This window comes from Bradyrhizobium sp. (genome assembly GCF_004799405.1).
Classification (GTDB): Bacteria; Pseudomonadota; Alphaproteobacteria; order Rhizobiales; family Xanthobacteraceae; genus Bradyrhizobium.
Window position 1 is genome coordinate 24,724 of the sequence record NZ_SSMW01000138.1, and the last position, 26,254, is coordinate 50,977.

The 26,254-nt window shown below is 62.1% G+C and carries 26 protein-coding genes and 1 pseudogene; 13 read left to right on the forward strand and 14 right to left on the reverse strand.

Annotation, left to right across the window (positions count from 1 at the left end):
• Window positions 1-349 precede the first annotated feature (349 nt).
• The 4 genes from E7813_RS21785 to E7813_RS21800 all read right to left on the reverse strand — a co-directional run bounded on the left by E7813_RS21785 (window position 350) and on the right by E7813_RS21800 (window position 5,048).
• Window positions 350-628, reverse strand: coding sequence for a transglycosylase (locus E7813_RS21785; RefSeq protein ID WP_291577339.1), 279 nt, complete (start codon window positions 626-628; stop codon window positions 350-352).
• A gap of 315 nt (window positions 629-943) precedes the next feature.
• Window positions 944-2,059: a hypothetical protein gene (locus E7813_RS21790; protein ID WP_291577340.1), complete on the reverse strand. Its 1,116-nt coding sequence runs from the start codon at window positions 2,057-2,059 to the stop codon at window positions 944-946.
• Between the two features lie 19 nt (window positions 2,060-2,078).
• Complete coding sequence (locus E7813_RS21795) at window positions 2,079-2,927, reverse strand: sensor histidine kinase (protein WP_291577341.1); 849 nt, start codon at window positions 2,925-2,927, stop codon at window positions 2,079-2,081.
• A 636-nt stretch (window positions 2,928-3,563) separates the two neighbouring features.
• Window positions 3,564-5,048, reverse strand: coding sequence for a hypothetical protein (locus E7813_RS21800; RefSeq protein WP_291577342.1), 1,485 nt, complete (start codon window positions 5,046-5,048; stop codon window positions 3,564-3,566).
• A gap of 280 nt (window positions 5,049-5,328) precedes the next feature.
• Here E7813_RS21800 and E7813_RS21805 point away from each other — a divergent pair, with 280 nt between their 5' ends.
• Window positions 5,329-6,990 (forward strand): tetratricopeptide repeat protein, encoded by a 1,662-nt coding sequence (locus E7813_RS21805; RefSeq protein WP_291577343.1) that lies wholly within the window; start codon window positions 5,329-5,331, stop codon window positions 6,988-6,990.
• A gap of 51 nt (window positions 6,991-7,041) precedes the next feature.
• Here E7813_RS21805 and E7813_RS21810 read toward each other — a convergent pair whose 3' ends face one another.
• The 7 genes from E7813_RS21810 to E7813_RS21840 form a co-directional block, all read right to left on the reverse strand.
• Window positions 7,042-8,514, reverse strand: coding sequence for a pilus assembly protein TadG-related protein (locus E7813_RS21810; RefSeq protein ID WP_291577344.1), 1,473 nt, complete (start codon window positions 8,512-8,514; stop codon window positions 7,042-7,044).
• 221 nt (window positions 8,515-8,735) lie between these two features.
• Window positions 8,736-10,295, reverse strand: coding sequence for a tripartite tricarboxylate transporter permease (locus E7813_RS21815; protein WP_291577345.1), 1,560 nt, complete (start codon window positions 10,293-10,295; stop codon window positions 8,736-8,738).
• Complete coding sequence (locus E7813_RS21820) at window positions 10,292-10,765, reverse strand: tripartite tricarboxylate transporter TctB family protein (RefSeq protein ID WP_291577346.1); 474 nt, start codon at window positions 10,763-10,765, stop codon at window positions 10,292-10,294. The genes E7813_RS21815 and E7813_RS21820 overlap by 4 nt, the downstream gene beginning before the upstream one ends.
• 317 nt (window positions 10,766-11,082) lie before the next feature.
• Window positions 11,083-11,370 carry a DUF1488 family protein gene (locus tag E7813_RS21825; protein ID WP_291577347.1) on the reverse strand — a complete coding sequence of 96 codons (288 nt, stop codon included), beginning with the start codon at window positions 11,368-11,370 and terminating at the stop codon, window positions 11,083-11,085.
• Window positions 11,371-11,412: 42 nt separating this feature from the next.
• Window positions 11,413-11,592, reverse strand: a complete 180-nt coding sequence (locus tag E7813_RS21830) for a hypothetical protein (protein ID WP_291577348.1) — start codon at window positions 11,590-11,592, stop codon at window positions 11,413-11,415.
• A 110-nt stretch (window positions 11,593-11,702) separates the two neighbouring features.
• On the reverse strand, window positions 11,703-12,716 hold the full coding sequence (locus E7813_RS21835; protein ID WP_291577349.1) for an aldo/keto reductase: 1,014 nt from the start codon (window positions 12,714-12,716) through the stop codon (window positions 11,703-11,705).
• Window positions 12,717-12,751: 35 nt separating this feature from the next.
• Window positions 12,752-13,177, reverse strand: coding sequence for a PaaI family thioesterase (locus E7813_RS21840; RefSeq protein WP_291577350.1), 426 nt, complete (start codon window positions 13,175-13,177; stop codon window positions 12,752-12,754).
• An 81-nt stretch (window positions 13,178-13,258) separates the two neighbouring features.
• On the opposite strand from E7813_RS21840, the gene E7813_RS21845 reads away from it, so the two are divergent.
• Both E7813_RS21845 and E7813_RS21850 read left to right on the forward strand, forming a co-directional pair.
• Window positions 13,259-13,885 (forward strand): CoA pyrophosphatase, encoded by a 627-nt coding sequence (locus E7813_RS21845; protein ID WP_291577351.1) that lies wholly within the window; start codon window positions 13,259-13,261, stop codon window positions 13,883-13,885.
• A gap of 67 nt (window positions 13,886-13,952) precedes the next feature.
• Entirely contained in the window at window positions 13,953-15,152 is a 1,200-nt protein-coding gene (locus E7813_RS21850) for a hypothetical protein (RefSeq protein ID WP_291577352.1), read from the forward strand.
• A gap of 5 nt (window positions 15,153-15,157) precedes the next feature.
• On the opposite strand, the gene E7813_RS21855 is transcribed toward E7813_RS21850, so the two are convergent.
• Window positions 15,158-15,463: a hypothetical protein gene (locus E7813_RS21855; protein ID WP_291577353.1), complete on the reverse strand. Its 306-nt coding sequence runs from the start codon at window positions 15,461-15,463 to the stop codon at window positions 15,158-15,160.
• Window positions 15,464-15,677: 214 nt separating this feature from the next.
• Here E7813_RS21855 and E7813_RS21860 point away from each other — a divergent pair, with 214 nt between their 5' ends.
• From E7813_RS21860 to E7813_RS21905, 10 genes and pseudogenes are all read left to right on the forward strand, one after another.
• The gene (locus E7813_RS21860) at window positions 15,678-16,157 is read left to right on the forward strand and encodes a hypothetical protein (protein ID WP_291577354.1); all 480 of its coding nucleotides are present in this window, start codon (window positions 15,678-15,680) and stop codon (window positions 16,155-16,157) included.
• 166 nt (window positions 16,158-16,323) lie between these two features.
• Window positions 16,324-17,277, forward strand: coding sequence for a TAXI family TRAP transporter solute-binding subunit (locus E7813_RS21865; RefSeq protein WP_291577355.1), 954 nt, complete (start codon window positions 16,324-16,326; stop codon window positions 17,275-17,277).
• 179 nt (window positions 17,278-17,456) lie between these two features.
• Complete coding sequence (locus E7813_RS21870; protein ID WP_291577356.1) at window positions 17,457-19,565, forward strand: TRAP transporter permease; 2,109 nt, start codon at window positions 17,457-17,459, stop codon at window positions 19,563-19,565.
• Window positions 19,562-19,942, forward strand: a complete 381-nt coding sequence (locus E7813_RS21875) for a DUF1850 domain-containing protein (RefSeq protein ID WP_291577357.1) — start codon at window positions 19,562-19,564, stop codon at window positions 19,940-19,942. The genes E7813_RS21870 and E7813_RS21875 overlap by 4 nt, the downstream gene beginning before the upstream one ends.
• Window positions 19,943-20,124: 182 nt before the next feature.
• The gene (locus E7813_RS21880; RefSeq protein WP_291577358.1) at window positions 20,125-20,928 is read left to right on the forward strand and encodes a glucose 1-dehydrogenase; all 804 of its coding nucleotides are present in this window, start codon (window positions 20,125-20,127) and stop codon (window positions 20,926-20,928) included.
• 161 nt (window positions 20,929-21,089) lie between these two features.
• Window positions 21,090-21,563 (forward strand): annotated as a pseudogene (locus E7813_RS21885) (hypothetical protein); the annotation flags it as partial.
• Between the two features lie 205 nt (window positions 21,564-21,768).
• Window positions 21,769-23,679 carry a propionyl-CoA synthetase gene (locus tag E7813_RS21890; protein ID WP_291577359.1) on the forward strand — a complete coding sequence of 637 codons (1,911 nt, stop codon included), beginning with the start codon at window positions 21,769-21,771 and terminating at the stop codon, window positions 23,677-23,679.
• A 179-nt stretch (window positions 23,680-23,858) separates the two neighbouring features.
• Window positions 23,859-24,131, forward strand: coding sequence for a hypothetical protein (locus tag E7813_RS21895; protein WP_291577360.1), 273 nt, complete (start codon window positions 23,859-23,861; stop codon window positions 24,129-24,131).
• 15 nt (window positions 24,132-24,146) lie between these two features.
• A complete protein-coding gene (locus E7813_RS21900) occupies window positions 24,147-24,353 on the forward strand; it encodes a DUF6494 family protein (RefSeq protein ID WP_291577361.1) in 207 nt (68 codons plus the stop codon).
• Between the two features lie 117 nt (window positions 24,354-24,470).
• Window positions 24,471-25,034 carry a hemerythrin domain-containing protein gene (locus E7813_RS21905; protein WP_291577362.1) on the forward strand — a complete coding sequence of 188 codons (564 nt, stop codon included), beginning with the start codon at window positions 24,471-24,473 and terminating at the stop codon, window positions 25,032-25,034.
• A 58-nt stretch (window positions 25,035-25,092) separates the two neighbouring features.
• On the opposite strand, the gene E7813_RS21910 is transcribed toward E7813_RS21905, so the two are convergent.
• Together E7813_RS21910 and E7813_RS21915 are read right to left on the reverse strand one after the other, a co-directional pair.
• Window positions 25,093-25,371: a high-potential iron-sulfur protein gene (locus E7813_RS21910; protein ID WP_291577363.1), complete on the reverse strand. Its 279-nt coding sequence runs from the start codon at window positions 25,369-25,371 to the stop codon at window positions 25,093-25,095.
• A gap of 37 nt (window positions 25,372-25,408) precedes the next feature.
• Window positions 25,409-26,050 carry a c-type cytochrome gene (locus E7813_RS21915; RefSeq protein WP_291577364.1) on the reverse strand — a complete coding sequence of 214 codons (642 nt, stop codon included), beginning with the start codon at window positions 26,048-26,050 and terminating at the stop codon, window positions 25,409-25,411.
• Window positions 26,051-26,254 lie beyond the last annotated feature (204 nt).

Below are 26,254 nucleotides of genomic sequence, written 5' to 3' on the forward strand. Positions count from 1 at the left end.
TCAGTCCACTTTCTTGAGTTTTAGATACCCATCTCATTTACGGTCCCCTCGGAAGACTGTTGGATCGTAAGATTCATATATTCCTGACCGTCTGTTTTGATTTAGCGCAAGCTCTCGTCAAATGAAGGCGTCCGCTGCCGAAACCCAGGGCGCCGGCGCTGGAATTGGCACAGTACCCCTTGCCGGCTTCGGATAGAGTGCAGCAGTCGTCGCGGCACCACCCAATGGTCTCTTCCAAACTAGCTTACGAAAACTCGATGCAGGCTAACAACAAGCACCAACGCCGTAGAATAATTCGATAGCTCTGCAATGGATCGCCGGCTGACGTGCTGGTCAGGGCTGACTTCTATCACTTGGCCATTCTCCAAACCAACAGCACCGCGGCAGCACCGACCGCCGCGGCGATGATCGAAGTCAGCAGCCCGCCGCCGAGCGCCAGCATGGCGATGTGATAACCGAAGAACGCTCCAGCAATCCCCACGAGTGCACTGGTGAGGACGCCGCGGGCCGATCCGGAGAACTGCCGGGCAAGCCAAGACGGCCCAGCCAGCCGATCAAAGAGAATGCCGGCGACAATGCCGATCACGAGGACCAGAAGAAATGTCACAAACGGGTCGTTGGCGCGCATGGATCAGATCCTCCAAGCATGGAGTGGAAACAAAGTATCGTACGTCGCTGGCTTGGTCGCAAGCGCATTCGCAAGTCCTTGCATTCGGTGCTGGCATGGGTTCTCGGCCGTATCCCCGTGGGGCAATTCCGGCATATCTGCGAGTGCGTTCCAAATTACCACAGGTCTTTATCTGATCGTGGTCGCGCTGCTAGCCTCCGCAATGGGAGGTTTAAGCGCGGCGGTCCATGATGCCGGAAAAGGCGGTCGGCGGGCTTAGTCGTTCTGGCGATGCAAAGTCCGTCCGAATTCCTGCGGACGGACGCTACATCGTGTTTACCGTCTCTCTTCCTCACGCGCCGGTGGGCGCTGCGCCGGTGCGGGCGGGCGCGGAGCCGGCGCCATGCGCGGCGGCGCTTCCCTCATAGCCGGAGCAGGTGGTGCGGGCCGGCGCTCTTCAGTACGGGGCGGTGGCGCCAGACGTTGCTCCACCTTCGGTTCGGGGCGTACAGCCGGCCTCGGCTCGACTCGCGGCGGCTCGGCCCTCGGCGCTTCCTGGGGCACGCGGCGCAGCTCTTCCGTAGGCTTCCTTTCCTCGACCCGCGGTGCCGGCTCCCTGCCCATTTCGTTCATGCGTGGCACGCCCGGACGGGGCGGTTCACCAGGGCGCGGCAGCTCGTGCCCCTGCTTCTCCTGCGGCTGGCTGGGCTCGCCCGGAGAGCGGCTCGCACGCACGACGCCTTCACCCTGGAGGACGCCGGGGCGCGAGGTCGCGGCAATCGCGGGCTCGCCGTGGTTCTGCTTGGAGAACAGCGAGCGATCCTTGCTCGCGATCTCGGAATGCTGGCGCTGCATCGGTGTCGCCTCAACGTGACGCTCCCGCGCGATCGCCTCCTGCTGCGGGGTCGGCCGCGCCTGGATGCCGCCGTTGCCGCCGTTGAAGCTGACCCGGCTGGCGTTTCTGTTGATCACGACCGTCTGGTTGTAGACGTTGGTGATCCGCACATTGGTGAAATTGTTGAAAGTGCGGTTGTAGAAGAACACGCCGTGGTCCCAGCGCCCGCCGTAGTAGCCTTCGCCGGTGTAGCCGAAGCCGTAATCGATGCCGCCGTAGAAACCAACCTCGCGGCCCCAGTAGCCGGGGTGGAAGCCGTAACGGCCATCGACCCATCCCCACCACGCTGGCGTCCACAACAACTCGGGCTGCGGCGGCTCGACCCATGTGCCGGGCACCCAGTAATAGTCCAGCGCGACGGGGTCCCAAGCCCAATAGCCGGGCGCCCAGATGTAGCCCTCCGCCGGAATCGGCGGCTGCTCGTAGTAAGGAAGCGGTGGGGGCGGAACGTCGACGCTCACGTCGACCGCTATCTGCGCGTGCGCCGGCATCATGAGATACGAGGGCAGCGCTGCACCCAGCATGAGCACGAAAACGGACGATCGAAACGAATTCATGTGAAACCTTTCCTCTAATCTAAGCGCTCTGGTTTGACACTGTGATTGCTGCTCGGTTTGGCATCGCCGAAACGATGTCCGTCGCCGTTCCTGGAAACAGCACGGTAAATCGCGCGCCCTGACCGCCGTCGCCTCGGCCGACCCGCCATTCGCCGCTAATCTGTTTTGTGAAAGATTGAATGATCTTCATCCCCAGCCCCTTGCTGTCGCCGGGGTCGAACCCTTCCGGCAAAGGCGGTCCATCATTGGACACCGAAAGCGCGTAGCCATAGGCCGGATCGGGCTGCAGGCTGATGGCGATCTGGCCTTTGCCGTATTTTGCCGCGTTGGCGATCAACTCGCTGACGATAAAGCCAAGTGGGATTGCGGTCGCGGCCGGCAGATCGATTTCATCGCTCTTGACAACGACCCGCTCCCGGCGCTCGTCCGATGAAAGCATCGCAGAGAAATCACGACCGAATTCCTCAAGGAATTTTCTGAATTCGATGACTTGCACGCCGTCGCAAGAATGAAGACGATGATGGATCCGCGCAATCGTGGAAACGCGATTGGCCGCGACGGCCAATTGTGCGGCCGTCTCCGCGTTGGTCGATGCGCGGCTCTGCAACGAAAGCAGGCTGATGGTCATCTGCAGATCGTTCATCAGACGGTGATCGGACTCCTTGCTCAATAGTTCCTGTCGTTGGATCAACTCATCTTTTTGACGGAGCCGCGCCTCGCTCTCTGCCAGCGCATCGCGCAGGCGTATCTCCATGGATCGATATCGAATTAGTTCGCGCTCATAGCTCTGTATGGCACGGCGCGGAGAACTGAAACCCATCACACCCCAAGACAGCGGCCGGCTGCCTTCGACAACCTGCTCCCGCATTGCTCTCTCCCATGTTGCTCCATTGCCTATAGGTCAGGTTGCGCATGATCGGCGTGTCATACTTTGATCTACCGCAAGCTTTCGTCGGGTACCGGACATTTGTCAGGGCTTGACGATAACGCGATAGCCATCGGAATAGACGGCGTCCGGCAAGACGCTGACCGTGGAATGACTGACTAGCGTCAGAGATCGGGGAGGCATCAATCCGCATGGCTTCCGGAACCTCAGGGCGCCGCGGTTAAAGCAGACACCGACAGCCAGCGTTCCCGTATAGGAGGCCGGGCTTAGCTTCGTGCCTTTGTCCACACCGCAAGGCCCTCCCGGCTCATGACGGAATAGCCATCACGGTCCCGGTAAGCCATCTAGCGAGGAAAATTAGGGATGTGTAGTTGGAACCAATGTCTCGGGTGCAACTTAGTGACGGACTACCGGATGCATCTTTCGCCCAAGGGCATCCGATGGAATGACGGCCTCAGCTCACCCCCGCTGGGGCCGTTTCTTTGACACTCGCGGCGGGGAATTAGAGCCCGGACCCATAAAAGGGATTGCATTGCGGAATGTTTCACCATCTCCGACAGGAGAGCTTTGATCTTGCCTGCAAGGCAAGACAAATTGACTCCTCTGCCGGGGACAATGTCAGGCCACGACGGCCCTCTTGCGCATGATCATCGCGACCACCGCCTCCAGTACCCCGTCGATCGCCGGGCGACGATAGGCCCAGCGCGGGTCGGGGTCGGGCGAAGCGATCACCATGGTGGCGTTGGCTTCGAACAGCAGCACATCGCCATCGGCGCCAATCCCGAAATCGATTCCGGCATAATCGAGGCCGAGCGCGTCGCTGATATGTTCGAGTGCCGCGATCGCCTTGCCGCCCAGCGCTGCCGGCATGTCGCCGAGAAAGGCGGCTTCCTCCAATCGATGGTCGGGCTGGTCGGCCATGTCGGAGGTGAAATAATGCACTTTCCATTGCCGCGATATCGCCAGATGCAGCGGATGGATCCGGCCGCCGATCATCATCACGCGGTATTTGCGCGCGTTGCCGTCCTTGCCGCGGGCGTCGAGATATTCGATTACCACGAGTTCGTCGCCGGGAAGGCCGGCTGCGGCTGCGGATAATTCCGCCGCGGTCTCGACCCGGATGAAGTTGCGCCCGGTGTGATAACCGGGCGAACGCAACAGCAGCGGAAAGCCGAATTGCCGGCTCGCCAAGGCGCTGGCGCCGTCGGGACCGGCGAGAATGCCGCGCGCCATGGCGGCCGTGCGCGGGGCAATCACGCCCGGCAGATTGCCAAGCCGCCGGGCGTTTTCGATGCGGCCGGTTTTCATCACCGCGAGGGGATCGTTGATCACCGGCGCAGCCGTCCGTGCGATCAGACGGGCCGCGGCCTGCAGCGCCGGCTCGCAGAGGTCGGCGTCGCCGATGGCGTTGAAGATCAGCTGATGCGGCGGCAACGGGGCCGACGGATCGAGATGGTCGGTGACGATCACGGATGTCAGAAAGCTGCGGTCGTCGAGGAACGCAGCGGTCGGGATGTTGCCGCCGCCGGAGGAAACCAGCTGCAGCAGCGTCACCGGCGGTGTGGCGCCGCGATACGGCAGGGTCGAAATGGCGTGATCGCGAAAGCCCTTCCGGAAATGATGGGCAGCACCGGCGCGGTCGCCGAGATCCGCCAGCACCGCGCCCAGCCCCTGATGCGCCGGCGCGTAATCCGGATCGATTCCTAACACGGTTTCGTAGTAGCCGCGCGCTTCCCGATGCTTGTTGGCGCGAAGCAGCAGGTTGGCGAGATTCACATGTCCCATCGGATTTTGGGGATGGTGGGTGATCGCCTCCGAATAGACCCGGCAGGCGGCGTCGATCGCGCCCATGTTGGTCAGTAGCGTCCCGAATTCGTTGAGCGCGCTGAAATTCGTCGGCGCCTTTCGCAGGATATCGATGAAGGCTTGCTGGGCGTCTTGCCGCCGATCGAGCGCATTGAGGAGCACCGCGCGCTCGATCTCGGTATCGATGTCATCTGCTTCGCCGCGTCGCTGCGCCAGCATCTCCTCAAGCTGGCGCAGCCTCGATTCCTGCGCCAGCCGGGGCGTCCAGCCGCGATGGCTGCCGGCTAAGTCACGCAAGGGAGCCGCGTTCTGTTTCATCCGGTCACGATGTGCCCGAGGCGAGTGGCTTCGATCGCATCATTATTGGCTGATTCGCACCCCCGGCATCGGCAAATTTCCGGCGATGCCGGCCGCGGCCGGTATTGCCGGATATTTCCAGCGCTTGGCTCGAAATACCGGGAAGCAAATCTTTTGCACGGCGGCGCTGAATAGCGGCCGCGGCCGGGCCCCGGGCAGGACTTTATTTACCATAAATCGGACATGGTCGGGTTCCGCTCACTGCCATAATGCGCCCTCCATGCCCGCATCCGCACTAGCCACCCGTCTTTCGGACGCCGATATCGTTGGGTCGTTTGTGGCGCGGCAGCTCCGCATCGGACGGGAATATTACGCGGCCGGCGGCATCGACGCAGCCATGGCCGCGTATCGACGCGGCCTCGCCGCGGCCGGCAACGAGGCACCCGGTTGCGTGTCGATCGAGGCGATTTCGGAGCTGCATTCCAATCTCGGCAATGCCTGCATGGTCCGCGGCGATCTCGAACAGGCCGCGTCAAACTACAAGGCCGCGCTGCGGCTCAAGCCCGATCTGGTCTCCTGCTGGTGCAATCTCGGCAACACGCACCTGAAGGCCGGCAGACCGCGGGATTCCATCACGCTATATCTTCATGCTCTCACGCTGAACCCGGGCCATTGGCCGTCGCGCTCCAACCTGGTTCACGCCCTGATCGCCACGCAGCAATATCCCGGCGCCAGGGCGCTGTTGACCGAGCTGATCGAAGAACGGCCGCAGGACGGCCAGCTTCACCATCAGCTTGGCAAGGTTTGCGTCGAACTGAATGAACTGCCGTCGGCGCTCGCAAGCTTTCAGCGGGCTGTCAGCCTCAATCCCCGCGATGCCGACAGCATCTACTGGATCGGCGGCGTCCAGCAGGGGATGGGAGACCTCGACGCCGCCAAGGCCGCTTACGCGCAAGCGGCCCGGATGCAGCCGCTGATCAGGCGGCCGGCGGCAAAATCTCCCGCGGATTTTCGCGTGCTGGCGCTCTACGCGCCGTTCGCCGGCAACACGCCGACCGAATATCTGTTCAAGGATGCCGTCTACGACACCGACACCTTTGCCCTGGTCGATGCCGGCGAAGTCGATATCGAGCTTCTGAAAAAGGATGCGCACGTCGTCATCAACCTGATTTCCGATGCCGACCAGGCCGAAGCGGTATTGCCGCTGGCCGCCGATCTGGCCGGCCGGCTGGGCAAGCCGATCGTGAACGATCCCCTGAAGATCCAGAGGACGACTCGCGACACCGTTGCGGATCTGCTGGCGGGGATACCGGGCTGCCGCATTCCGAAGGTCCTGCGCCAGAAGGCCGGCGCCGACCTGTCGGCCGCCACATTGCACGCGGCATTTCCGTCCGCATCCTCGATCCTGGCGCGCCCGGTCGGAACCCATGGCGGCGACGATTTCGAAAAGATCGACCACCCTGCCGGGCTTGCGGCGCTGCTCGCGCAACGCCCCGAAACCGACCGCTACCTGATCGAGTACATCGACTACCGGTCGGCCGACGGCTATTTCCGGAAATATCGCTTCATCTTCGTCGACGGCGAGATTCTGCCGTATCACCTGGCGATCGGAGGCGACTGGAAGGTGCATCACGTCAGCACCGACATGGCCAACCAGCCATGGATGCAGCAGGAAGAAGAGGCTTTTTTGGCCGAACCTGCCGCGGTATTCGATGCCGGCCATTATCGGTCGCTGCGCGCGATCCGGCAACGCGTCGGACTCGATTATTTCGGCATCGATTGCGGACTGGACGGCTCAGGCAATCTCGTCGTGTTCGAGGTGAACGCCTCAATGCTGGTCCATGCGCACAACGAGGAGTTCCCGTACAAGGCACCCTTCGTCCATCGCATCAAGCTGGCGTTCGATGCGATGCTGCGGAAATTCGCAGGCGCGAGCGCTTGAGCCCTCTCAGCTTCGATTGCTGCTTTAATTCCCGCGCCTGCAGCGTCACTTTCAATTCGTGATATGCGCGGTCACCAGCGCCTGGTTGAACATGGCATTCAGGGCGCTGGTGATATCCGCGGGCGTGTTGGCCGTGAAAAAGAAATTTGGCGATGCGCAGCTTTGCAGGTCGCCGGGAATGTTGGGGATGATGGCGTTGACCGCAAAGTCTTCGCTATTGGCGAAAGTGGTCGGATTCTGGATCGGCTGGTAGGGAATATAAAGCACGGAAATCATGATACCGCGGTTCTTCAGCGTCGTGCACAGCGACGCATCCATGATGGTCGCGTTGTTGTTTCCGGCCCAGCCTCCGCCCCATTGGGTCTGGTTGTTCTGCGCGCCATCGGTCACCAGGAAAACATAGGGCAACGTGCTGTTGGCGGATGAGCCGTTACCGACGCTGGTGATGAGGCTGTTCATCGATGGAAACGCGTTCTCGAAATGCGTGCCGCCGGAGCCGAGGTTCGAGTTGACGCCGGTATCGAGCAGGGTGGCGAGGTTTGCAGCCGCGTAGTTGATGGTGCTGGAATTGGTGGGAGATCCGGAGATGTTGCTGGTCAGGGGAAAATACGAATAAAGATATTGAATGAACGGGTAGAGCCCGATGCGGAATTGATCGGTCACTTTCTCGGTGGCGTTGGCGGTGATGAACAATTGGGTTACGGCGTAGCCGACCGCGTCGGCGCGCAATTGAATGCACGCGCCGGTGCCGTCGGTCGGGCAGGACGTTACCGGCGTATTGCTCGAGTTGCCGGCGGTTCGCGACAGTGAATATCCCAGGCAATATCCGTTGGTGTTGTATTTCTGGCCGCCGTAGGGCGGGTAGCTGCCGCCCTGGTTGCAGGCGTTCTGCGAGGAGAAATGGCAAGCGAATGTGCAGCCATTGGGGTAGAGCGAGTAGTTGTCCGGATTGATGGCCGCAAGGCGGGTTTGTTCGGCGTTGGTCGACGGCAGGCCCATCGATCCCGACACATCCAGCATCAGATAAAAATCAAGATACAACGGCAGCGAGGCGCTCGAGGTCGAACTTCCGGTTACCGTGAGGTTCTGATAGCCGAGAACTTTCATGAACACGACCGGCACGTCGGCGCTGAATGTAACGGTGGACGTCAGCGTCGTGTGGGATTTGGTGACGGTGCTCGTCAGCACCAGGTTTGTGAAGCCGCCGCTGACCGCGCTGATATTTCCGTTAAAGACGTTGTTGGCGTCGGTGACGCCGGCACTCACCCGGCCGTTTCCGTTCATTGCCGCGGCCGCGGTATAACCGGGCGATTTCTGGGAAATCGAGGCAACGCTGGCGGCGTCCGCGGCGGATTGCAGCTTGGCCTTCATCCGGGTGGCAAGCGAGTAGTCGACGGCGCAGCCGATCGCGGTCAGGATCGGAAGCAGCGCAATGGCGAAGATGACGGCGGTGTTCGCCTTGCCGTCGCGGCGAAAGCGCGAAAGCAGCGCCGTCACCCGGCTTGCATATCGAGGTTCTGACATGTGAATGCGGCCCTGTCCCCGTCGCGATCCCGGAAGCACGCAGCACCATGGGGGCGAATCACTCGCCGGACTCTACCCATATTCCCGCATTTGTAACGCCGACAGGGAGGACAACTTGATCAAATCCGGCCCGTCACGGTTGTACGGCCGGAGATGCCTCGCTGCCGGTGCGCCCGTTTTCCCCATTTGACAGGATTGGGCCGCGCCGGTGAGAGCCGCCGCTACTCCGCCAATTCCGAATAGGGCGTCGTCGGCACCTGGGCCTCGATCGCCTTTCCCTCGGCCAGGATCTTGGGCTTGCGCAGCCAGACATAGATCTGGGCCGCGATCAGCACGACACAGATGAACAGAAAGAACGCGCTGATCGGACGGTCGATAAAGGTCATGAGGTCGCCGCGCGAGATCAACAGGCTGCGCCGGAAGTTTTCCTCGAAACGCGGGCCGAGCACGAAGCCGAGCAGGATCGGGGCCGGGTGGAAATCGAGACGCAGCAGGATGTAGCCGATGACGCCGATGAAGATGGTCTCGCCGACCTGGAACATGTCGTTGCTGGCGGCATAGACCCCGATGCAAACGAAGAACATCGCGCTCGGGTAGAGGTAGCGGTACGGGATGCTCAGCAGTTTCACCCACAGGCCGATCATCGGCACGTTCAGGATGACCAGCAGGATGTTGCCGATCCAGAAGCTCGCGATCAGGCCCCAGAAGATGTCGGCGTGCTGGCTGATGAGCTGCGGCCCCGGCACGATGCCGTGAATGATCAGCGCGCCCAGCAACAGCGCCATCACGGTGTCGCCGGGAATCCCGAGACTCATGGTCGGGATGAAATCGCCCTGCACCGAGGAATGCGTGGAAGCCTCGGGACATGCGACGCCCTCGATCGCGCCGTGGCCGAACCGTTCCGGCGTTTTCGATATTTTCTTCTCGGTGGCGTAGGACACAAAGGAGGCGATGGTCGGCCCGGTACCCGGAATCAGCGCGCAAAGGCTGCCGAGCAGGGTGCCGCGGATCATCGGCCAGAATGCCAGCTTGAGGTCGGCCTTCGAGGGGAACATGTCGGAGACGCCGACCTTGGCGTATTTCATGTCGACGGTTTCGGTGTTGTTGATGCTGTTCATGAACTCGGCGATGCCGAACATGCCGAGCGCCAGCGCGATGATCTCGACGCCGTCGAACAATTCGGTGATCCCGAAGGTGAAGCGGGGCTGTCCGGTCTCGATATCCGATCCGACGATGCCAACCAGAAGACCGAGCACCGTCATCGCGATGCCCTTGAGCGGCGATCCCTTCGCCAGCGTCGAGCCGGCGAGCAATCCCACCAGCATCAGCGAACAGACTTCGGCGGGGCCGAATTCGAGCGCCACCTTGACCAGGAACGGCGCCAGGAAAATCATCTCGGTAATGCCGAACGAGGCGCCGACGAAGGCGGCGATGATGGTGATGCCGAGCGCGGTGCCGCCCTTGCCCTGCTTGGTCAGCGGGAACCCGTCGAGGCACGTCACCGCGTGCGGCGGATGGCACGGCAGGTTCAAGAGGATGGAGCAGATTGCGCCGCCATATTGCGCGCCGTAATAGACGCCCGACAGCATCAGGATCGCCGGCACCGGCTGCATTCCGAAGGTCAGCGGCAGCAGGATTGAAATCGTCGCCACCGGCCCCATGCCCGGCAGCACGCCGACAAGGTTGCCGACCAGCACGCCGAGGAAGCAATACATCAGGTTATGCGGCTCGAGGGCGACGCCGAAACCGTAATAGAGATCGGTAATCGCCGTCGAGATCACAGGTTGACCCCGCGCAGCAACGGGAACGGGATGTTCAGCAGGTAATGGAACAGCAGCACACCGAACACGGTGACGCCCGCGGCCAGGATCAACGACGATTTATAGGTGGCGGTGTTGTCGCCGAGCGCGCAGACAAAGACGCAGGCGAACACCGCCGGGATCATGCCGAGATATAGTCCCAGGATAATGAACAGGACGGGACCGGCTAGAATGCAGAACCAGCCGAACCATTGCGGGTTGTCCGGCAGAAATCTCTTGTCGTCGTCTTCGGAGGGTCCCAACGCGGTAGCGGCGATCAGGATGCCAAGAAACGCCAGCACGGTGCCCAGCATCACCGGCATGAATCCGGGGCCCATCCGGGCGAGCGTGCCGAACTTGTAGCCGGAGCCGGTCACCGCGGCGCCCACGCCGATCAGCAGCATCAGGGCGCCGGCATAGTAGTCGCGCTTCAGCTTGAACTTCTCCTGCAACGCCGCCTCTCCGGAATGGTTTTTTGAGCCTCGGACCCTATCCGTGGGACCGAGGCCTGTCGATATCAGCTTCATGGGGTTTTGTGGAGGGGAGGGAACCCGCGCGTTAGTGTCGCTAGCCGGGCACTCAAATCGACCGGATGGCGTGCGCAGTCTCCGCTCTAAGCTGGATGCCGCCAACGCTTGCCTTTTCAATGTGCATCGGACCGAAACGGTGCCCAACGTAAACAGGACATGCCGGCCAATACCGAAAAATCAAAAAGCAGATTCGTAAGTTATTTCAAGCAATTAATTCGTCGCGGCGACGGCGCGTCCGACTATTTCTGCGTCGCGCGAAAATCGATCGTGCGCAGGATCACGCCTGGAGGATTGCCCTCGAGTTCGACATCGCTGAATTTACGCGCGGCGCGTTCCTCGATCTGCTCGCGCAGCCTCAGAAACTGCTGCTCGCGCTGGGCCGGTTGAATCCTGGATACGCCCTCGAGCTGATCCATCGCTTCGGTGGAGACGGCGCAGGTGACGTCGGCCTGGTCGTTCTTCATCGTGAACAGCACGACCCTCCGGTTGGAATCGTATTCCCGAAAGTCGCCTTGGGTGAGCGCCATGTCTTGTCTCTCCTCGATTTGACCGGCGATCCGTTCCGGCGGTCAGAATTTCTTTCTCGCCGGCGGCGGATTGAGCTCGGCGATTTTCGACAGGCAATCTTCCTGGGTGGTGTGAGGGCCGGTGACGAAGGTCCCGCTCACCTTGGTCGAGTACCAACCCGACACGACGCCCAGTCGCAGCGACTCTTCGGTTTTGACGTGGCGGGCGGAAAGAATTTGCATGGAGTTTCCTTTGCGTCAGGCGTTTTCGAATTGTCGAAAACATCCTGCGGTCCCTCCCAGTGCGCCTTTTAAGCCCGAATAGCCATGACTTTCTTTGAAACGGCTTGCTTTCAAGCCGAAGTGCGCACTTTTCGCCCTTCGATCGGGTAGGCCGGATCGTTGAATCCCGGGGTCGAGGGATGGCCGCTGGCGACCAGTTTGTCGATCAGGGCTTCGTCCTCGGCGGTAAAGCGATAGTCCAGCGCGTGGACGTAATCGTCCCATTGCGCTTCGGTACGCGGGCCGGCGATCACGGTGCTGACGAACGAAGAGTTAAGCACCCATGCCACGGCGAATTGTCCGGCGGTAATGCCCCTGGCCTCGGCATGCGCCTTTATCTGCTGCGCCAGCTTGAGCGATTCCGGCCGCCACTCGGTCTGCATCATGCGGGTATCGTTGCGGCCGGCGCGGGTGTCCTTGTCGGGCGCAGCATCGGGGCGGTATTTGCCGGTGAGCACGCCGCGCGCCAGCGGGCTATAGGGCACCACGCCGAGGCCGTAATAGCCGCAGGCCGGGAAATGCTCGACCTCGGGCATCCGGTTCATGGCGTTGTAATAGGGCTGGCTGACGATCGGGCGGTCGATGCCGAGGCGGTCGCAGATGTTGCAGATTTCGGCGACCCGCCAGGCGCGATAGTTCGAGACGCCGAAATAGCGCACCTTGCCCTGACGGATCAGTTCGCCCATCGCGCGCACGGTCTCTTCCAGCGGCGTCGAATGATCTTCCTTGTGCAGGTAGTAGATGTCGATGTAGTCGGTGCCGAGCCGCTTCAGGCTTTCGTCGGCGGCCTGCAAGGTCCAGCGCCGCGACAGTCCGCCGCGATTGGGATCGTCGCCCATGGCATTGGCTAGCTTGGTGGCGAGCACCCAGTTTTGCCGGTTGTTGGAAATGGCGCGGCCCACCACCTGCTCGGAGTTGCCGCCGTTATAGGCATCCGCCGTATCGATGAAGTTGACGCCGGCCTCGCGCGCCCTGGCGACGATCCGCGCCGAGGTCGCCTCATCGGCCGGGCCGCCGAACATCATGGTGCCGAGGCAGATCGGCGAGATTTTCAGGCCGCTGCGGCCGAGTTGACGATATTGCATGGATCAAATCCTTTCAGCATGCGCCGTTCGCAACCTTACGGGTCGTTCCTCAATATCTTGAACACGCCGCTGGCCATCGCGATACAGCGCTTGTCGACGGTCACCTCGGTGCTGACGAAAATCAGGCTGCGGGTCGAGCGCAGCACGCGCGGTTTCGAGGTCAGGATCTCGCCGATCTTGCCGGCTTCGACAAAGTGGGTGTCAAGCTGAACGGTCGCAAGCTTGGGCCGGCCCGAGACGAAACGCGCGGTCATGCCGCAAGCGCGATCCGCGAATGTCATCAACACCCCGCCCTGCACCAGGCCGCGGCGGTTGTGGTGCTTGTCCTGTGTGATGAGCGCATATTCATGCTCGCCGCTGACGACGCGCTGCCATAGCGGCCCGACCAGGCTGAGGAAACCGCTGGTTTCGACGATGGTCCAGCCGGAGGCCTTGAGTTTCTCCGCGGACTTGTCGGTCATTTCTTCTGTTTTCCGGTTCCGGCTGCGAATTGGGGCGCCACGGTCATTTCATCAATCGCTCGCGTATTGTAGTCAAGCGGGATGATCTGGGCCTTTGACGATACCACAAGACGGAATATCGCCGAGCGCTGCGCGGCGTTTGCGCGGCTGCCCGAAAGCCAATCGGGGCCGGCGCTCAAGCGCGCCGCGGTCGCCATCGCCCTCGTTGAGGCCGACGGCGGCGGTACCGCGCTGCTATTGACCTTGCGTGCGGCGGGCTTGCGCGCCCACCGCAGCCAGTGGGCGCTCCCGGGCGGACGCTGCGACGAAGGCGAAACCCAAATTGAGGCCGCGCTGCGCGAGCTTCACGAAGAACTGGGCCTGGAATCTCGCGCCGATGACGTGCTGGGCCTGCTCGACGACTATCCGACCCGTTCCGGTTACCTCATCACGCCCGTGATGGTGTGGGCGGCCCAAAGCGCGACCGTTTCGCCCAACCCCGCGGAGGTCGCATCCGTGCATCGCATCACACTCGATGCGATCGAACGTGCGGATGCGTTTGACTTTGTCACCATTCCCGAAAGCACGCGGCGCGTGATCCGGTTTCGCCACGCCGGCCGATTCATTCACGCGCCGACGGCGGCGCTGATCTATCAGTTCCGCGAAGTGCTGGCGGGCCGCGCTACCCGCGTTGCCGAGCTGGAACAGCCGGTATTCGCCTGGAAGTAACGGCGCTGTCGCGGAAGCCTTCGCCATTTCGGGGCTGACTTGCGCGATCTGCTTGCTACAACAAGCCATGCCTCTTGATGCGATTCGTTTTCGCCCCCGATATTTCGCGGCCGCGCTGCTGCTGTTGACGCCGCAGGCGGCGGCGCTGGATGCGTCGGCGCTGCCGGCGGCGACGGCCAATGCGATGGCGCAGGCCGCTTCGCCGCAAGCGATCGCGGAATATCGCTTCAGGCTGAAACAATACCTCGAGGCACGCGCAGCCTTCGAGCAGGAAGCCGGCGCCTATTGGAACTCGATTGCGGAGAAGCGGCGCGGCCGCAACGCCAAGCGCCGCGAGCACCAGCCGATCGCGCTCGATGACTACGTCCTGACACAGCCTCCGGTCTATACCGGGCCGAAGCGGCCGGTGAACCCGCTGCCGGAGCCCGAGCCGGAACGTCCGCCGCGCGAGCACAAGGCCATTCCGGTCGTCGCCGACCTGTTGCAGGCCGCCGCCCAGCAATACCAGTTCAAGCCGCAACGGCCCGCCAGCGAGCTCGAATTCAAGCGCGCCTATGCCCGCGTCGCGGCGGCGGCGGGGCTGACGCGCGAGCAGGCGGTGCGGGTCTATTCGTTCGAGACCGGGGGCACCGGCAACTACGATGTGCAATCGGGCATCGAGCACGGCGGCAAGCGCGCCATTTCCACCGCGATCGGCTACAACCAGTTGCTCACCACCAACAGCGTCGAACTGATTGCCGAGCAGGGCCCGGAATTCGTGCGCGTGCTGAAGGAAAAGGCGGCGCAATTGTTCGGCGCGCCGCGTCAGGCGATGGATCACAAGATCGACGTGCTGAAACGGATGGTGGCGTTCGCGAAATCAGTGCCGGACGAATGGGCCGAGCACGACAGGCTTGCGAATACGCCGCAGGGCTGGGCGGTGCACGCCATGGTGCTGGATATCGATGTCGGCCCGCTGCTGCAGACCCACAAGCTCCTGACCTCCGTGATCTTCGCGCGCATCAAGGGCTATTCCCGTCCGCTCACGGCGGCCGAACTCGAGATGATGAACCTGACCGGCGACGGCACCGGGCTCGACATGGTGACGATGCCGCAGGCGATGCGCGAGCAGGTCCCGACCGCGAATTTTTTCCAGCGCTCGGGTTACGAGCGTAACCCGGTGGCGATCCGCAACAACACGGTCGCAAGACTGCTCGCGGTCACCGACAGCCGGATGGACAGCAACAGCAATTTGCAGGGCGCCAGAGATCTCGCGGCGGCGTTCTAGAATCCTCAGTCCGAGCCGAACATGAACTTGCCGTCGCCTTCAAGGTACGGTCCGCTCCGCATGTAAAGCTGTCCGTTCTGGCCGATGAAAAACAATGTGCCCTTCGGCACCTTCTTGGCGCCCTTCAAGAGCAGGCCGGCATTGTTGGTGCCCATCTTGTAGGAAAAGGTCTTGCCGTCCTTGCCGTAGCCATAGCCCATGTCCGGCGCCAGCACCCAGGGCGTCGGCGCGGGGCTTTGCGCGAATGCCGATGTCGTCAGCGCGGTGAGTGCTGCGGCCATCAACAGGGTCTTGGTCGAAAATCTCGTCATCGTGCATTCTCCCGGCAAACTTTATTCGAAGTTGGTGGCCCGCCAATCTCTTGAACAAACCACGAACGTCATGATCCCGTCAACGAGATCACCGGCTTCGCTGTGGGCGAACGTCCCCCCGCGACTTTGTGATTTCCGGTGTCCCATGACGCGACTATCCTATCGGTTCGGTCTACAAGCCGTATTTGCGAAATAAGTCGTAGGGATGATTCGGATGAACCACGTCATGAAGATTTGTTTGGGTATAGCACTGTCGCTCATGACGCTGGTTGCCGCGGCCCGCGCCGATGAATTCAAGCTCAGCAACAACCAGCGAATTTCCTGCAGCCGCGGGCTGGCCGCCGGCAAGCTCAATACCGCGACCTGCAAATCCTACGCATATCTTTTCAACGTCAGGACATCGGAATATTTCAGGTGCCAGGTCAGCCTGGCGCTGACGCGCGACAACAAGGAAGTGATCAACGTCCAGACCGACGGCGGCTGCGTCAGGAAACCCCGCATCTTCGACACCGACTCGCACTATTCGTTCGACGCCACCGAAACCGAGCCGCCCAACACCAATTCATTTTTCGGTCCCGGCGGCTACTCGGTCTGGGCCAGCGACGACACCGCGCAGAAAGTCCGCGGCTGCATTACCGTCAGTTCCGGCCTCGGCTCCGACATTTCGAAATGCGTGGACATGACATTTCAGTAGCTCAGTAGTGCTTCGCGGCAGCATGGTTTTTCAGTTCCGCCGCGGAACCACGGTTTAGCCGTCGCGATTTCAAGCGCTTATTTTCGGTAATCCCGTTTGTGGCCGCCCCGATGGGTTGACCACGCGTTCCGGTCCGTCCAATTTCCGGCCGATTCTGGGAGGGGCAATGTTCAATCATTCAAGGTCGATTGCCGCTGCGATCGCAGCGGCGGCGGTGCTGTCGGCGCTGCCTGCGCGGGGCCAGCAATTCATCAACGTGCTGACCGGCGGCACATCCGGGGTGTACTATCCGCTCGGCGTCGCGATCGGAAAAATCTACGGCGACAAGATTCCAGACGTGAAGACCCAGGTGCAGGCCACCAAGGCATCGGTGGAGAACCTGATCCTGCTGCAGCAGGGCCGTGGCGAGATTGCGTTTACGCTGGGCGATTCGCTCAAAGCCGCCTGGGAAGGCGACGAGGAAGCCGGCTTCAAGACCAAGCTCGACAAGTTGCGCACCATCGGCGCGATCTATCCGAATTATATTCAGATCGTCGCCACCGCCGACAGCGGCATCAGGACGCTGGCCGATCTCAAAGGCAAGAGCCTCTCGGTCGGCGCGCCCAAGTCGGGCACCGAACTCAACGCACGCGCAATCCTCGCCGCCGCCGGCTTGAGTTACCGGGATATCGGCAAGGTCGAATATTTGCCGTTCGCCGAATCCGTCGACCTGATGAAGAACCGGCAGTTGGATGCGACCCTGCAATCGGCCGGGCTCGGGGTGGCCTCGCTGAGGGATTTGAGCACCTCGACCGACGTCGCCGTGGTGGCGGTTCCCAAAGACGTGGTCGACAAGATCGGCCCGCCATTCGTTGCGGTGAAGATTCCCGCCAATACCTATACCGGACAGGACAAGGACGTCCCGACCGCGGCGGTGATCAACTATCTGGTGACGAGTTCAGCGGTGTCCGACGATCTCGCCTATCAGATGACCAAACTGATCTTCGAGTCGCTGCCGGAACTGGCCAATTCGCACGCGGCCGGCAAGGACATCAGGCTCGAGGCCGCGCCGCTCGGCAGCCCGGTGCCGCTGCACCCCGGCGCGATCCGCTATTATAGGGAAAAAGGCCTGATCAAGTAGGGGCTAACTTGCTCGGATGTCATGGCCGGGCTTGACCCGGCGATCCATTTTTTGAAAGGACTGTTTTGATGGAGGCGCGGGTCATCTAGCGCGAAGACGCGCTTTGCGCGTTGCCCCGGGCATGACGAATCCGGGTTGTCGGGGCTAAGTCGCTCGTGGGGCGTTGGGGAACGACCGAAATGCTGCAGGCTGAGGGCGCCGAGGTACCCGTCAAGGTCGAATTCGACAATTTCGAGCACGGCTTTCCCGAAGGCTTCGGCCCCGGCGGCTGGGGACACCTGGCCTATGCCATCGGCATCGCATTCGCCGTGTTTCAGCTTTACGTCGCGGCCTTCAACTACCTGCCGAGCCAGGTGGTGCGCGGCGTTCACGTCGGCTTCCTGCTCCTGATGAGCTTCGGCCTGATCGGCAACTTCACCGCCAAGGGCGACGCCGGCCGCGCGGCCGGCTGGCTGATCGGCCTCGCCGGGTTCCTCTGCGGCCTGTATCAGTGGATTTTTTACGCCGACCTGATCGCCCGCGACGGCGATCCGAGCCGGCTCGATCTGGCCGTCGGCACCTTGCTTGCGGTCCTGATCTTCGAGGGCACGCGGCGGCTGATGGGCCTCGCGCTGCCGCTGATGTGCGGCGCCTGCATCCTCTATTGGTTCTTCGGCCAGTATCTGCCGGCGCCGTTCAACCATCGCGGCTACGCCTTCGACCAGGTCGTCAGCCACCTGTCCTACGGCACTGAGGGTTTCTACGGCGTACCGATCTACGTATCGGCGACCTACATCTTCCTGTTCATTCTGTTCGGCTCGTTCCTCGAACGCGCCGGCATGATCCAGCTATTCACCGACGTTTCGCTTGGGCTGGTCGGCGGCACCCGGGGCGGTCCGGCCAAGGTCGCGGTATTCGCGTCGGGCATGATGGGCACGATCTCGGGCTCCGGCGTCGCCAACGTCGTGACCGTCGGCCAGTTCACGATTCCGCTGATGATCAGGTTCGGCTATCGCCGTGCCTTTGCCGCCGGCGTCGAGGCGACCGCCTCGATGGGCGGACAGATCATGCCGCCGGTGATGGGGGCGGTCGCCTTCATCATGGCCGAGACGCTGGGCGTCGACTATTCCGTCATCGTCAAGGCCGCGGTGATCCCGGCCGTTCTCTATTTCGCCTCCGCGTTCTGGATGGTGCACCTCGAAGCCGGCAAATACGGCCTGGTCGGCATGAAGCAGTCGGAAATCCCGAGCGCCTGGCAAGCGCTGGTGGCGCGCTGGTATCTGGTGTTGCCGCTGGCGGCATTGGTCTACATGCTGTTCGAGGGCTTCACGCCGCTCTATGCCGGCAGCATGGGCCTGGCGCTGACGGTGGCGCTGATCCTCGGCGCCAGCATAGCGCTCGGCCTTTCCACCACCATGCTGCGATATGTTTTCTGGATCGGGCTTGCGCTGGTCGTCGTCGGGATATCGCGCAACGGCCTTGAGATTGTTCCGGTGGCCGGCGTGGTCGGCGGTTTGATGCTGATCGCGGCGATCACGCGCGGCGGCCGGGTGACACTGAAGGCATGCCGGGACTCGCTGGCCGACAGCGCCAAGTCGGCGATCGCCGTCGGCATGGCCTGCGCCATCGTCGGCAGCATCATCGGCATGATGACGCAGACCGGTGTCGGCACCGTGTTCGGCGGCTGGATCATCGGCCTCGGCGCCAAGAGCCTGTTCCTGGCGCTGGTCATGACGATGCTGCTGTCGATCCTGCTCGGCACCGGCATCCCCACCATTCCGACCTACATCATCACCGCCGCGCTGGCCGCCCCCGCGCTGGCCAAGCTCGGCGTGCCCTTGATCGTCAGCCACATGTTCGCGTTCTATTACGGCATCATGGCCGACCTCTCGCCGCCGGTGGCGCTGGCGGCGCTGGCGGCCGCACCGATCGCGAAGGAGAACCCCGACAAGATCGGCTGGGAGGCGATGCGCATCGCGCTCGCCGGCTACGTCATTCCGTTCGTCTTTGTGTATTCGCCGGCGCTGATGCTGCAGGCCGGCGATCCCCTGGCCGCCCAGCTCGGATTCTACGGCGCGGCGGCGTTTGCGACGTTCAAGGCCCTGGTCGCCATCGGCCTGTTCGGCATGGTCGCGATCGGCTTTTTGTTTACGCGGCTGACGCCATCGGAACGGCTGGTCGCCTTCATCGCGGCGTTGTGCCTGCTCGGCGATTTCAGCTTCAGCGACACCGCCGGCTTCATCCTGACGGCGGCCTGCGTGCTCTGGCAGTGGCGGCAGCGTTCGCGCCCCGTGGTGGCGGCGGCTTGAGCCTTTGTCTAACTTCGCTCGGCGTCGTCAAAACGCTTTCGGTCGCGGCGTTCACGCTGGCATGGACCCATTCGATCGAGAAGGTGGACTGGCAGGAGGACTGGCGCATCACCCCGCAGGGGCTCGAACTGGTGCAGGCCCGCGTCAAGGGCTCCGGCGCCGGCATGGAGCCGCCGCCGGACGCGCGCCTGGTCGATGGCTGGTTTCAATGGCAGCCGAAGCGCGCGCCGATGCCGCAGGTGGTGCTGGGCAATTCCGGCGCCGCCAGCGAATGGCGGTTGTGCAACGACGGAAATTGCCGGACGCTGTCGGAAATTTTCGGGCATCCGATCGGCGCCAATGTTACGACCATGAGCGCCTGCGATCCGCAGCCCTGATAGGCACAACTGTCATCGCCCGGCTTGACCGGGCGATCTGGTATTCCAAAGGCGGTTGTAATTAACCGAGAGGCTGCGGCGTACTGGATCGCCCGGTCAAGCCGGGCGATGACGGGTTGAGTGATCCGGGCTACGATGACGAAATCCCGGCAACGACAATAAATTGAAACAAGGAGAAGTCGATGGCGCGGCTCAAGGGCAAGGCAGCGATGGTGGTCGGCGCCGGTTCGATCGGGCCCGGCTGGGGCAATGGCAAGGCGACCGCCGCGAGCTTTGCGCGCGAAGGCGCGCAGGTGTTTTGCGTCGATCGCAACGGCAATGCCGCGCAGGAAACGGTCGATATCATCATATCCGAAGGCGGCACGGCGGCCGCGTTCACGGCGGATGCCTCCCGCGCCGGCGACGTCGAAGCCATGGTGGCGGCCTGCCTGAAGGCCTATGGCCGCATCGACGTGCTCGACAACAATGTCGGCATCGCCGAGATGGGCAGCGTCGTCGAGGTATCGGAGGCGAGTTGGGACCACGTCTTCGCGGTCAATCTCAAAAGCGCCTACCTCGCCATGAAGCACGTCATTCCGGTGATGGCGCGGCAGGGCGGCGGCTCGATCATCAACATCTCGTCGATCGCCTCGATCCGCCATCTCGGCATTTCCTACGTCACCTATGCCACCACCAAGGCTGCGATGAACCAGATGACGCGCACCACGGCGGTCGAGTTTGCGCCGAAGAAGATCCGGGTGAACTGCATACTGCCGGGTCTGATGAAAACGCCGATGGTCGAACATTCGGCCGGTCTGGCGGCGAGCTACGCCAAGGGCGACGTCGAAGCGATGTGGCGCGCGCGCGACGCCCAGGTGCCGATGGGCCACATGGGCGACGCCTGGGATGTCGCCAACGCGGCGCTGTTTCTTGCCTCCGACGAATCGAAGTATGTCACCGGGCTGGAACTGGTGGTCGATGGCGGGATTACGCTGAAGGTGGGGTAGACTCTCGTCGTCCCAGCGGAGCTGATAAGTAAAATCAATCGTCGTCCCTGCGAAAGCAGGGACCTATAACCCCCGGTGTTTGTGGTTAAAGGTAGTTGTCCAACAGCATTTTTAAAACGAGACGACACGGAATATGGGTCCCTGCTTTCGCAGGGACGACAATGCTGCATTATTTCACGGCCTTGGTCCTCATCCTTTCAGTGCTGCCGCACGACGCGCATGCAATCAGCACCGATCCAGCCTCAACTCCGTTGGTCGATCCCGCGCCCTGCGTCGCGGCGGCAGCCGCCGACGATGACGACAAAATCATCGCCGTCTGCGGCGCGCTGATCGACAACGAGAAGACCTTGAGGACCGATCGCATCAAGGCGCTGGTCGCGCGCGGCAGCGCCTATGGGCGCAAGGACCAGGTCGACCGCGCCATTGCCGATGATGACGCTGCGCTGGGGCTCGATCCGACGCTGGCCGATACCTTCAACGCGCGGGGCGAACTCTGGCGCAAAAAGGGCGACCGGCCGCGCGCGCTGGCCGATTTCGGCGCCGCGATCAGGCTCAATCCGCGGCTTGAGGCGGCGCGCGCCAACTATAAGGCGCTGGCGCTGGAGCTGGAACGGATCGGTGCGCAGATGGCCATCAAGAACAAAGCCAGTCCTCCCTTGAAATGAACCCACTTCCCGTGACAATGGCTCGACGAATAGATGATTTTCTTCTGCCTCGTCATGGCCGGGCTTGTCCCGGCCATCCACGTCTGGCTTCTGCTGCTGCAGGCAGAAAGACGTAGATGCCCGGCACAAGACCGGGCATGGCGCGGGACGGTCGACCAGCGAGGGCGATGCCACAATGAACAGCCAGGACAACAGCCGATACCACGAGGTCTATGCCCGCTCGCTGAGGGATCCCGAGGGATTTTGGGGCGAAGCGGCGCGCGAGATCGACTGGATCGAGCCGGCCAGCAAGGTTTTCGACCCGGCCATGGGACTTTACGGCCGCTGGTTCACCGGTGCCGTGGTCAACACCTGCTACAACGCGCTCGACCGTCATGTCGCGGGCGGCCGCGCCGACCAGGTGGCGCTGATCCACGATTCGCCGCTGGCGGGAGCCGTCACCAAATTCACCTATGCGCAGATGCTGCATGAGGTGAAGACGCTTGCGGCGGTGATGCAGGATTTCGGCGTCGCCAAAGGCGACCGCGTCATCCTCTACATGCCGATGGTGGCGGAAGCCGTGGTCGCGATGCTGGCCTGCGCGCGGATCGGCGCCGTGCATTCGGTGGTGTTCGGCGGCTTCGCGGCCAAGGAACTGGCGACCCGGATCGATGACGCCAAGCCGAAGCTGATCTTTTCGGCAAGCTGCGGGCTCGAGCCCGGCCGCATCGTGCACTACAAGCCGCTGCTCGATGAAGCGATCAGGCTTTCCAGCAGCAAGCCGCCGGCCTGCATCATCCTGCAGCGGCCGCAGCAAGCCTGCGATCTCGTTGCGGGCCGCGATCACGACTGGGCCGGGCTGCGCGCCAAGGCGATCGCTGCGAAAAAATCCGCCGACTGCGTGCCGGTGCTGGCGACCGATCCGCTCTATATCCTCTATACCTCGGGCACCACAGGCGTTCCCAAGGGCGTGGTGCGCGACAATGGCGGGCATCTGGTCGCGCTGAAATGGTCGATGTTCAATCTCTACGGGGTCAAGCCCGGCGAAGTCTGGTGGTGCGGCTCCGACATCGGCTGGGTGGTAGGCCACAGCTATATCGTTTACGGGCCGCTGTTTCATGGCGCGACCTCGATCATGTATGAGGGCAAACCGGTCGGCACGCCGGATGCGGGCGCGTTCTGGCGGGTGATCTCGGAACATCAAGCGGTGGCGTTCTTCACCGCGCCGACCGCGTTCCGCGCCATCAAGAAGGAAGACCCCGATGGCAAGTTCATCCGCCACTACGATCTGTCGAAATTCCGCACGCTGTTTCTCGCCGGCGAGCGCGCCGATCCGCCGACGGTGGAATGGGCCGAGCAGCAATTGAAGCGGCCGGTGATCGATCACTGGTGGCAGACCGAAACCGGCTGGTGCATTGCCGGTAATCCGATGGGGCTCGGCATGCTGCCGGTCAAGCATGGCTCGCCGACGGTGCCGATGCCGGGCTATCAGGTCGAGGTGGTCGACGAGGCCGCCAAAGGATTGCCGGCTGGCACCATGGGTTCGATTGTGATCAAGCTGCCGATGCCGCCGGGCTGCCTGCCGACTTTGTGGCAGCAGGACGAGCGCTGCAAGGAAGCCTACTTCAACGAGTTTCCCGGTTATTACAAAACCTCCGACGCCGGCTACATCGACGAGGACGGCTACATCTATGTGATGGGGCGAACCGACGACATCATCAACGTCGCCGGCCACCGGCTCTCCACCGGCGGCATGGAGGAGATTCTGGCCTCGCATCCCGACGTCGCCGAATGCGCGGTGCTCGGCATCAAGGACGCGATCAAGGGCGAGGTGCCCTGCGGCTTCCTGGTGCTCAAGGCCGGCGTCACCAGAAGCCAGGCTGAGATCGAAAAGGAAATCGTGGCGCTGGTGCGCGAAAAACTCGGTCCCGTCGCGGCGTTCAAGCTCGCGATCACGGTGGGACGGCTGCCGAAAACACGCTCCGGCAAGATCCTGCGCGGCACCATCAAGAAGATCGCCGACGGCGACGCCTGGACCATGCCCCCGACCATCGAGGATCCCAAGGTGCTGGAGGAAATCGAGGGCTCGCTGAAGGGGCGGGTGTGAGGGTCACCCCATCGTCATGCCCGGGTAAAAGCGCGAAGCGCGTCGTCGCGCTAGGTGACCCGGGCATCCATCATACTTCGAGAAGCTGCCTTGTTTTTGATGGATTGCCGGGGCATCAGCTATGAAGACGCGCTTCGCGCTTTTGCCCGGCAATGACGAGTGACGGACGGAATTCAGATATGCGACGTAACTCCGCGGGAACCTGCATCGCCCTGTTGCTGGTCGTGCCGCTGCTGGCGGGCTGCCTTGAGCGCGGACAGTCGACCATGGTCAATGCCGGTGGCGATGACGACGATGCCTTCTGCCGCGCCAACAATGTCAAGCCTGGTTCGCCGGAATACATCGCCTGCCGCAAGGATCGCGACGTTCAGCGCGCCAACGCCCAGAGCCGCGCCGACAGCCGCCAGCGCGATCTCGGCGAATACATGCTGAACAATCCGGTGCATCCGTAGCGAGAGGAGGCCATTTTGAACGAAGACGTTTTCAACACCAGCCTGCGCAAATTTCTCAAGAAGGTCGGCATCACCTCGCAGCGCGAAATCGAAAAGGCGGTGCGTGACGCGGTGGCAGCCGGCCGTCTCAAAGGCAACGAAAAGCTGCAGGCCAAAATGGTCCTCACGCTCGGCGGCGTCAGCCTGTCGCATGAGATCAGCGACGAGATCGAATTGGGGTAGCAAGCGCGTTGGCGCAATGGAATCGCCCCACCTTATTCCGACCGAGGTTTGATCTGCCGCAAACGCAGTTACCGCGTCGGAGATAATGTATCGTGGTCTAATGTGTGGAGAGCCGCCATGATCATCGAGCGCTTATCCCGAGAACATCGCAATATTGAGAAACTGCTCGCCATCCTCGAACGGGAACTTGAGGTTTTCGACCGCGGAGACCGCCCCGACTACGAGGTTATTCGCGCGGTGATCAGCTATTTCGAAGTCTACCCGGAGGTGTACCACCATCCCCAGGAGGACCTTGTCTTTGCCAAGCTAAGAACGCGCGATCCGATTGCGGCTGCGAAGATCGGTGATCTCGCTAGCGAACACCACAAAGGGGCAGAACGCTTGCGCAGCGTCGCTCACGCGGTCGACAACGTGCTCGCGGACCGAGAAGTTCTTCGGCAAAACGTCGATACTATTGTTCGCGATTTCATTGGGCACGAGCGGCGCCACATGATGATGGAAGATCGAGATTTCTTTCCTGCCGCGCTTAGGGTCCTCAAGCCCCAAGATTGGACGGAGATCGCTTCCGCCGTGACCGGTCATAAGGATCCGCTGTTCAGCGATGTCACCGAGGAGCGCTTCGATACGCTACGCGTACATATTTTGCGGCTTGAGGAGGAGGCCGAAGCCGAACGAAAGTAGTCGCGCCGGCGCCGGCTATTTTTCGAAGCCGGAAGTCATCGCATATTGCCCGTGAATCCTATGCCGCTTTCTTCCTGTAGATGATGCACCAGCCCTGTGGAGCAATCGTTCCATCTACATTCTTGCAGGATGAGGGGGCTTGAAACAGGTCGCAATTGTCGCAGCGTTGCTCGCCCTTCGGCGTGTCCTGATACTTCACGACTTTCTGCGCGACTTTGGCGGCTTGCGCCGATGCCGTGGTTCCGATGACCGCTGTCGCGCCTGTCATCGATGCGCCCGCGGCGCCGGCCGCGATGGTCAAAGCCTGCCGTCTGGTAATCCTGCTTGATTCTGTCATGACCCGTTTTCCTGCTGTGTGAGCCGATTGATTGCGTCTACTCCAGATAGCTGAGATAGGTCGCGACGGCCTTGATCTGGGCTTCGGTCAGATTATGCGCGATCGGCTGCATAATCGCCGAGTTGTCCGGATTGGCCTTGTCCTGGCCGCGCTCCTTGTCCCAGTTCGTCAGCTTCCTGATCATGTAGTCGTTGAGCTGTCCCGCCAGGCGAGGAAACGCGTCGGCGCCCTTGGCATCCGGACCGTGGCAGGAAGCACAGGGAGGAACCTCGGCGCTCGCAACACCTTCTTCGTAGATTTTCTTGCCTGCGGCCATGAGCTCTTTTGGACCCCCTCCCAGCGGCTTCGGGTTGAGATCCTTGAAATACGTCGTCAGGTCCGTCAGCATCGCCGGGGTCAGGACGTGCGCGACGTTGAACATCACGGGATTCGTGCGCCTGTGCTCGATAAATGCCTGCAACTGATTCTTCAGGTATTCGGGCTGCTGTCCCGCCAGTCGCGGCATCGGAACGGCACCGCGAAATCCTTGCGCTGATACGCCGTGGCAAGTCTTGCAGTAGTCCGTCTTGGCCTTGAGCTCCTGCGCCGGGACGGCGGGCGCTGCCTTGTCCTCCGCGTGCGCCGCCACGGAGACCACGCTGGCGACGGCTGCGGTCAGCAACATTGATTGCAAGTTCATGAGCCCGCCTTCTTACAAGCCAATATGTTACGCTTCGCGAGGGGGTTCGATCCAGCCCAATCTTTTTCTAGACAATTTGATCTAGATCATTGCCAAAACCCGCAAACGGGCTTTTATGACAGATGGGACGCTATGATTCATTTGTCATCGAGCCAAGAAGCGCAAGCTTCCGGGCACGGTGGATTTTTGCATGCGCAACCATTG

Coding starts and splice junctions, on each gene's coding strand:
- E7813_RS21785 (WP_291577339.1), bottom strand. CDS start 628: ATGCGCGCCAACGACCCGTTTGTGACATTTCTTCTGGTCCTCGTGATC.
- E7813_RS21790 (WP_291577340.1), bottom strand. CDS start 2,059: ATGAATTCGTTTCGATCGTCCGTTTTCGTGCTCATGCTGGGTGCAGCG.
- E7813_RS21795 (WP_291577341.1), bottom strand. CDS start 2,927: ATGCGGGAGCAGGTTGTCGAAGGCAGCCGGCCGCTGTCTTGGGGTGTG.
- E7813_RS21805 (WP_291577343.1), top strand. CDS start 5,329: ATGCCCGCATCCGCACTAGCCACCCGTCTTTCGGACGCCGATATCGTT.
- E7813_RS21810 (WP_291577344.1), bottom strand. CDS start 8,514: ATGTCAGAACCTCGATATGCAAGCCGGGTGACGGCGCTGCTTTCGCGC.
- E7813_RS21825 (WP_291577347.1), bottom strand. CDS start 11,370: ATGGCGCTCACCCAAGGCGACTTTCGGGAATACGATTCCAACCGGAGG.
- E7813_RS21830 (WP_291577348.1), bottom strand. CDS start 11,592: ATGCAAATTCTTTCCGCCCGCCACGTCAAAACCGAAGAGTCGCTGCGA.
- E7813_RS21835 (WP_291577349.1), bottom strand. CDS start 12,716: ATGCAATATCGTCAACTCGGCCGCAGCGGCCTGAAAATCTCGCCGATC.
- E7813_RS21840 (WP_291577350.1), bottom strand. CDS start 13,177: ATGACCGACAAGTCCGCGGAGAAACTCAAGGCCTCCGGCTGGACCATC.
- E7813_RS21845 (WP_291577351.1), top strand. CDS start 13,259: ATGATCTGGGCCTTTGACGATACCACAAGACGGAATATCGCCGAGCGC.
- E7813_RS21850 (WP_291577352.1), top strand. CDS start 13,953: ATGCCTCTTGATGCGATTCGTTTTCGCCCCCGATATTTCGCGGCCGCG.
- E7813_RS21855 (WP_291577353.1), bottom strand. CDS start 15,463: ATGACGAGATTTTCGACCAAGACCCTGTTGATGGCCGCAGCACTCACC.
- E7813_RS21860 (WP_291577354.1), top strand. CDS start 15,678: ATGAACCACGTCATGAAGATTTGTTTGGGTATAGCACTGTCGCTCATG.
- E7813_RS21865 (WP_291577355.1), top strand. CDS start 16,324: ATGTTCAATCATTCAAGGTCGATTGCCGCTGCGATCGCAGCGGCGGCG.
- E7813_RS21870 (WP_291577356.1), top strand. CDS start 17,457: ATGCTGCAGGCTGAGGGCGCCGAGGTACCCGTCAAGGTCGAATTCGAC.
- E7813_RS21880 (WP_291577358.1), top strand. CDS start 20,125: ATGGCGCGGCTCAAGGGCAAGGCAGCGATGGTGGTCGGCGCCGGTTCG.
- E7813_RS21890 (WP_291577359.1), top strand. CDS start 21,769: ATGAACAGCCAGGACAACAGCCGATACCACGAGGTCTATGCCCGCTCG.
- E7813_RS21895 (WP_291577360.1), top strand. CDS start 23,859: ATGCGACGTAACTCCGCGGGAACCTGCATCGCCCTGTTGCTGGTCGTG.
- E7813_RS21905 (WP_291577362.1), top strand. CDS start 24,471: ATGATCATCGAGCGCTTATCCCGAGAACATCGCAATATTGAGAAACTG.
- E7813_RS21910 (WP_291577363.1), bottom strand. CDS start 25,371: ATGACAGAATCAAGCAGGATTACCAGACGGCAGGCTTTGACCATCGCG.
- E7813_RS21915 (WP_291577364.1), bottom strand. CDS start 26,050: ATGAACTTGCAATCAATGTTGCTGACCGCAGCCGTCGCCAGCGTGGTC.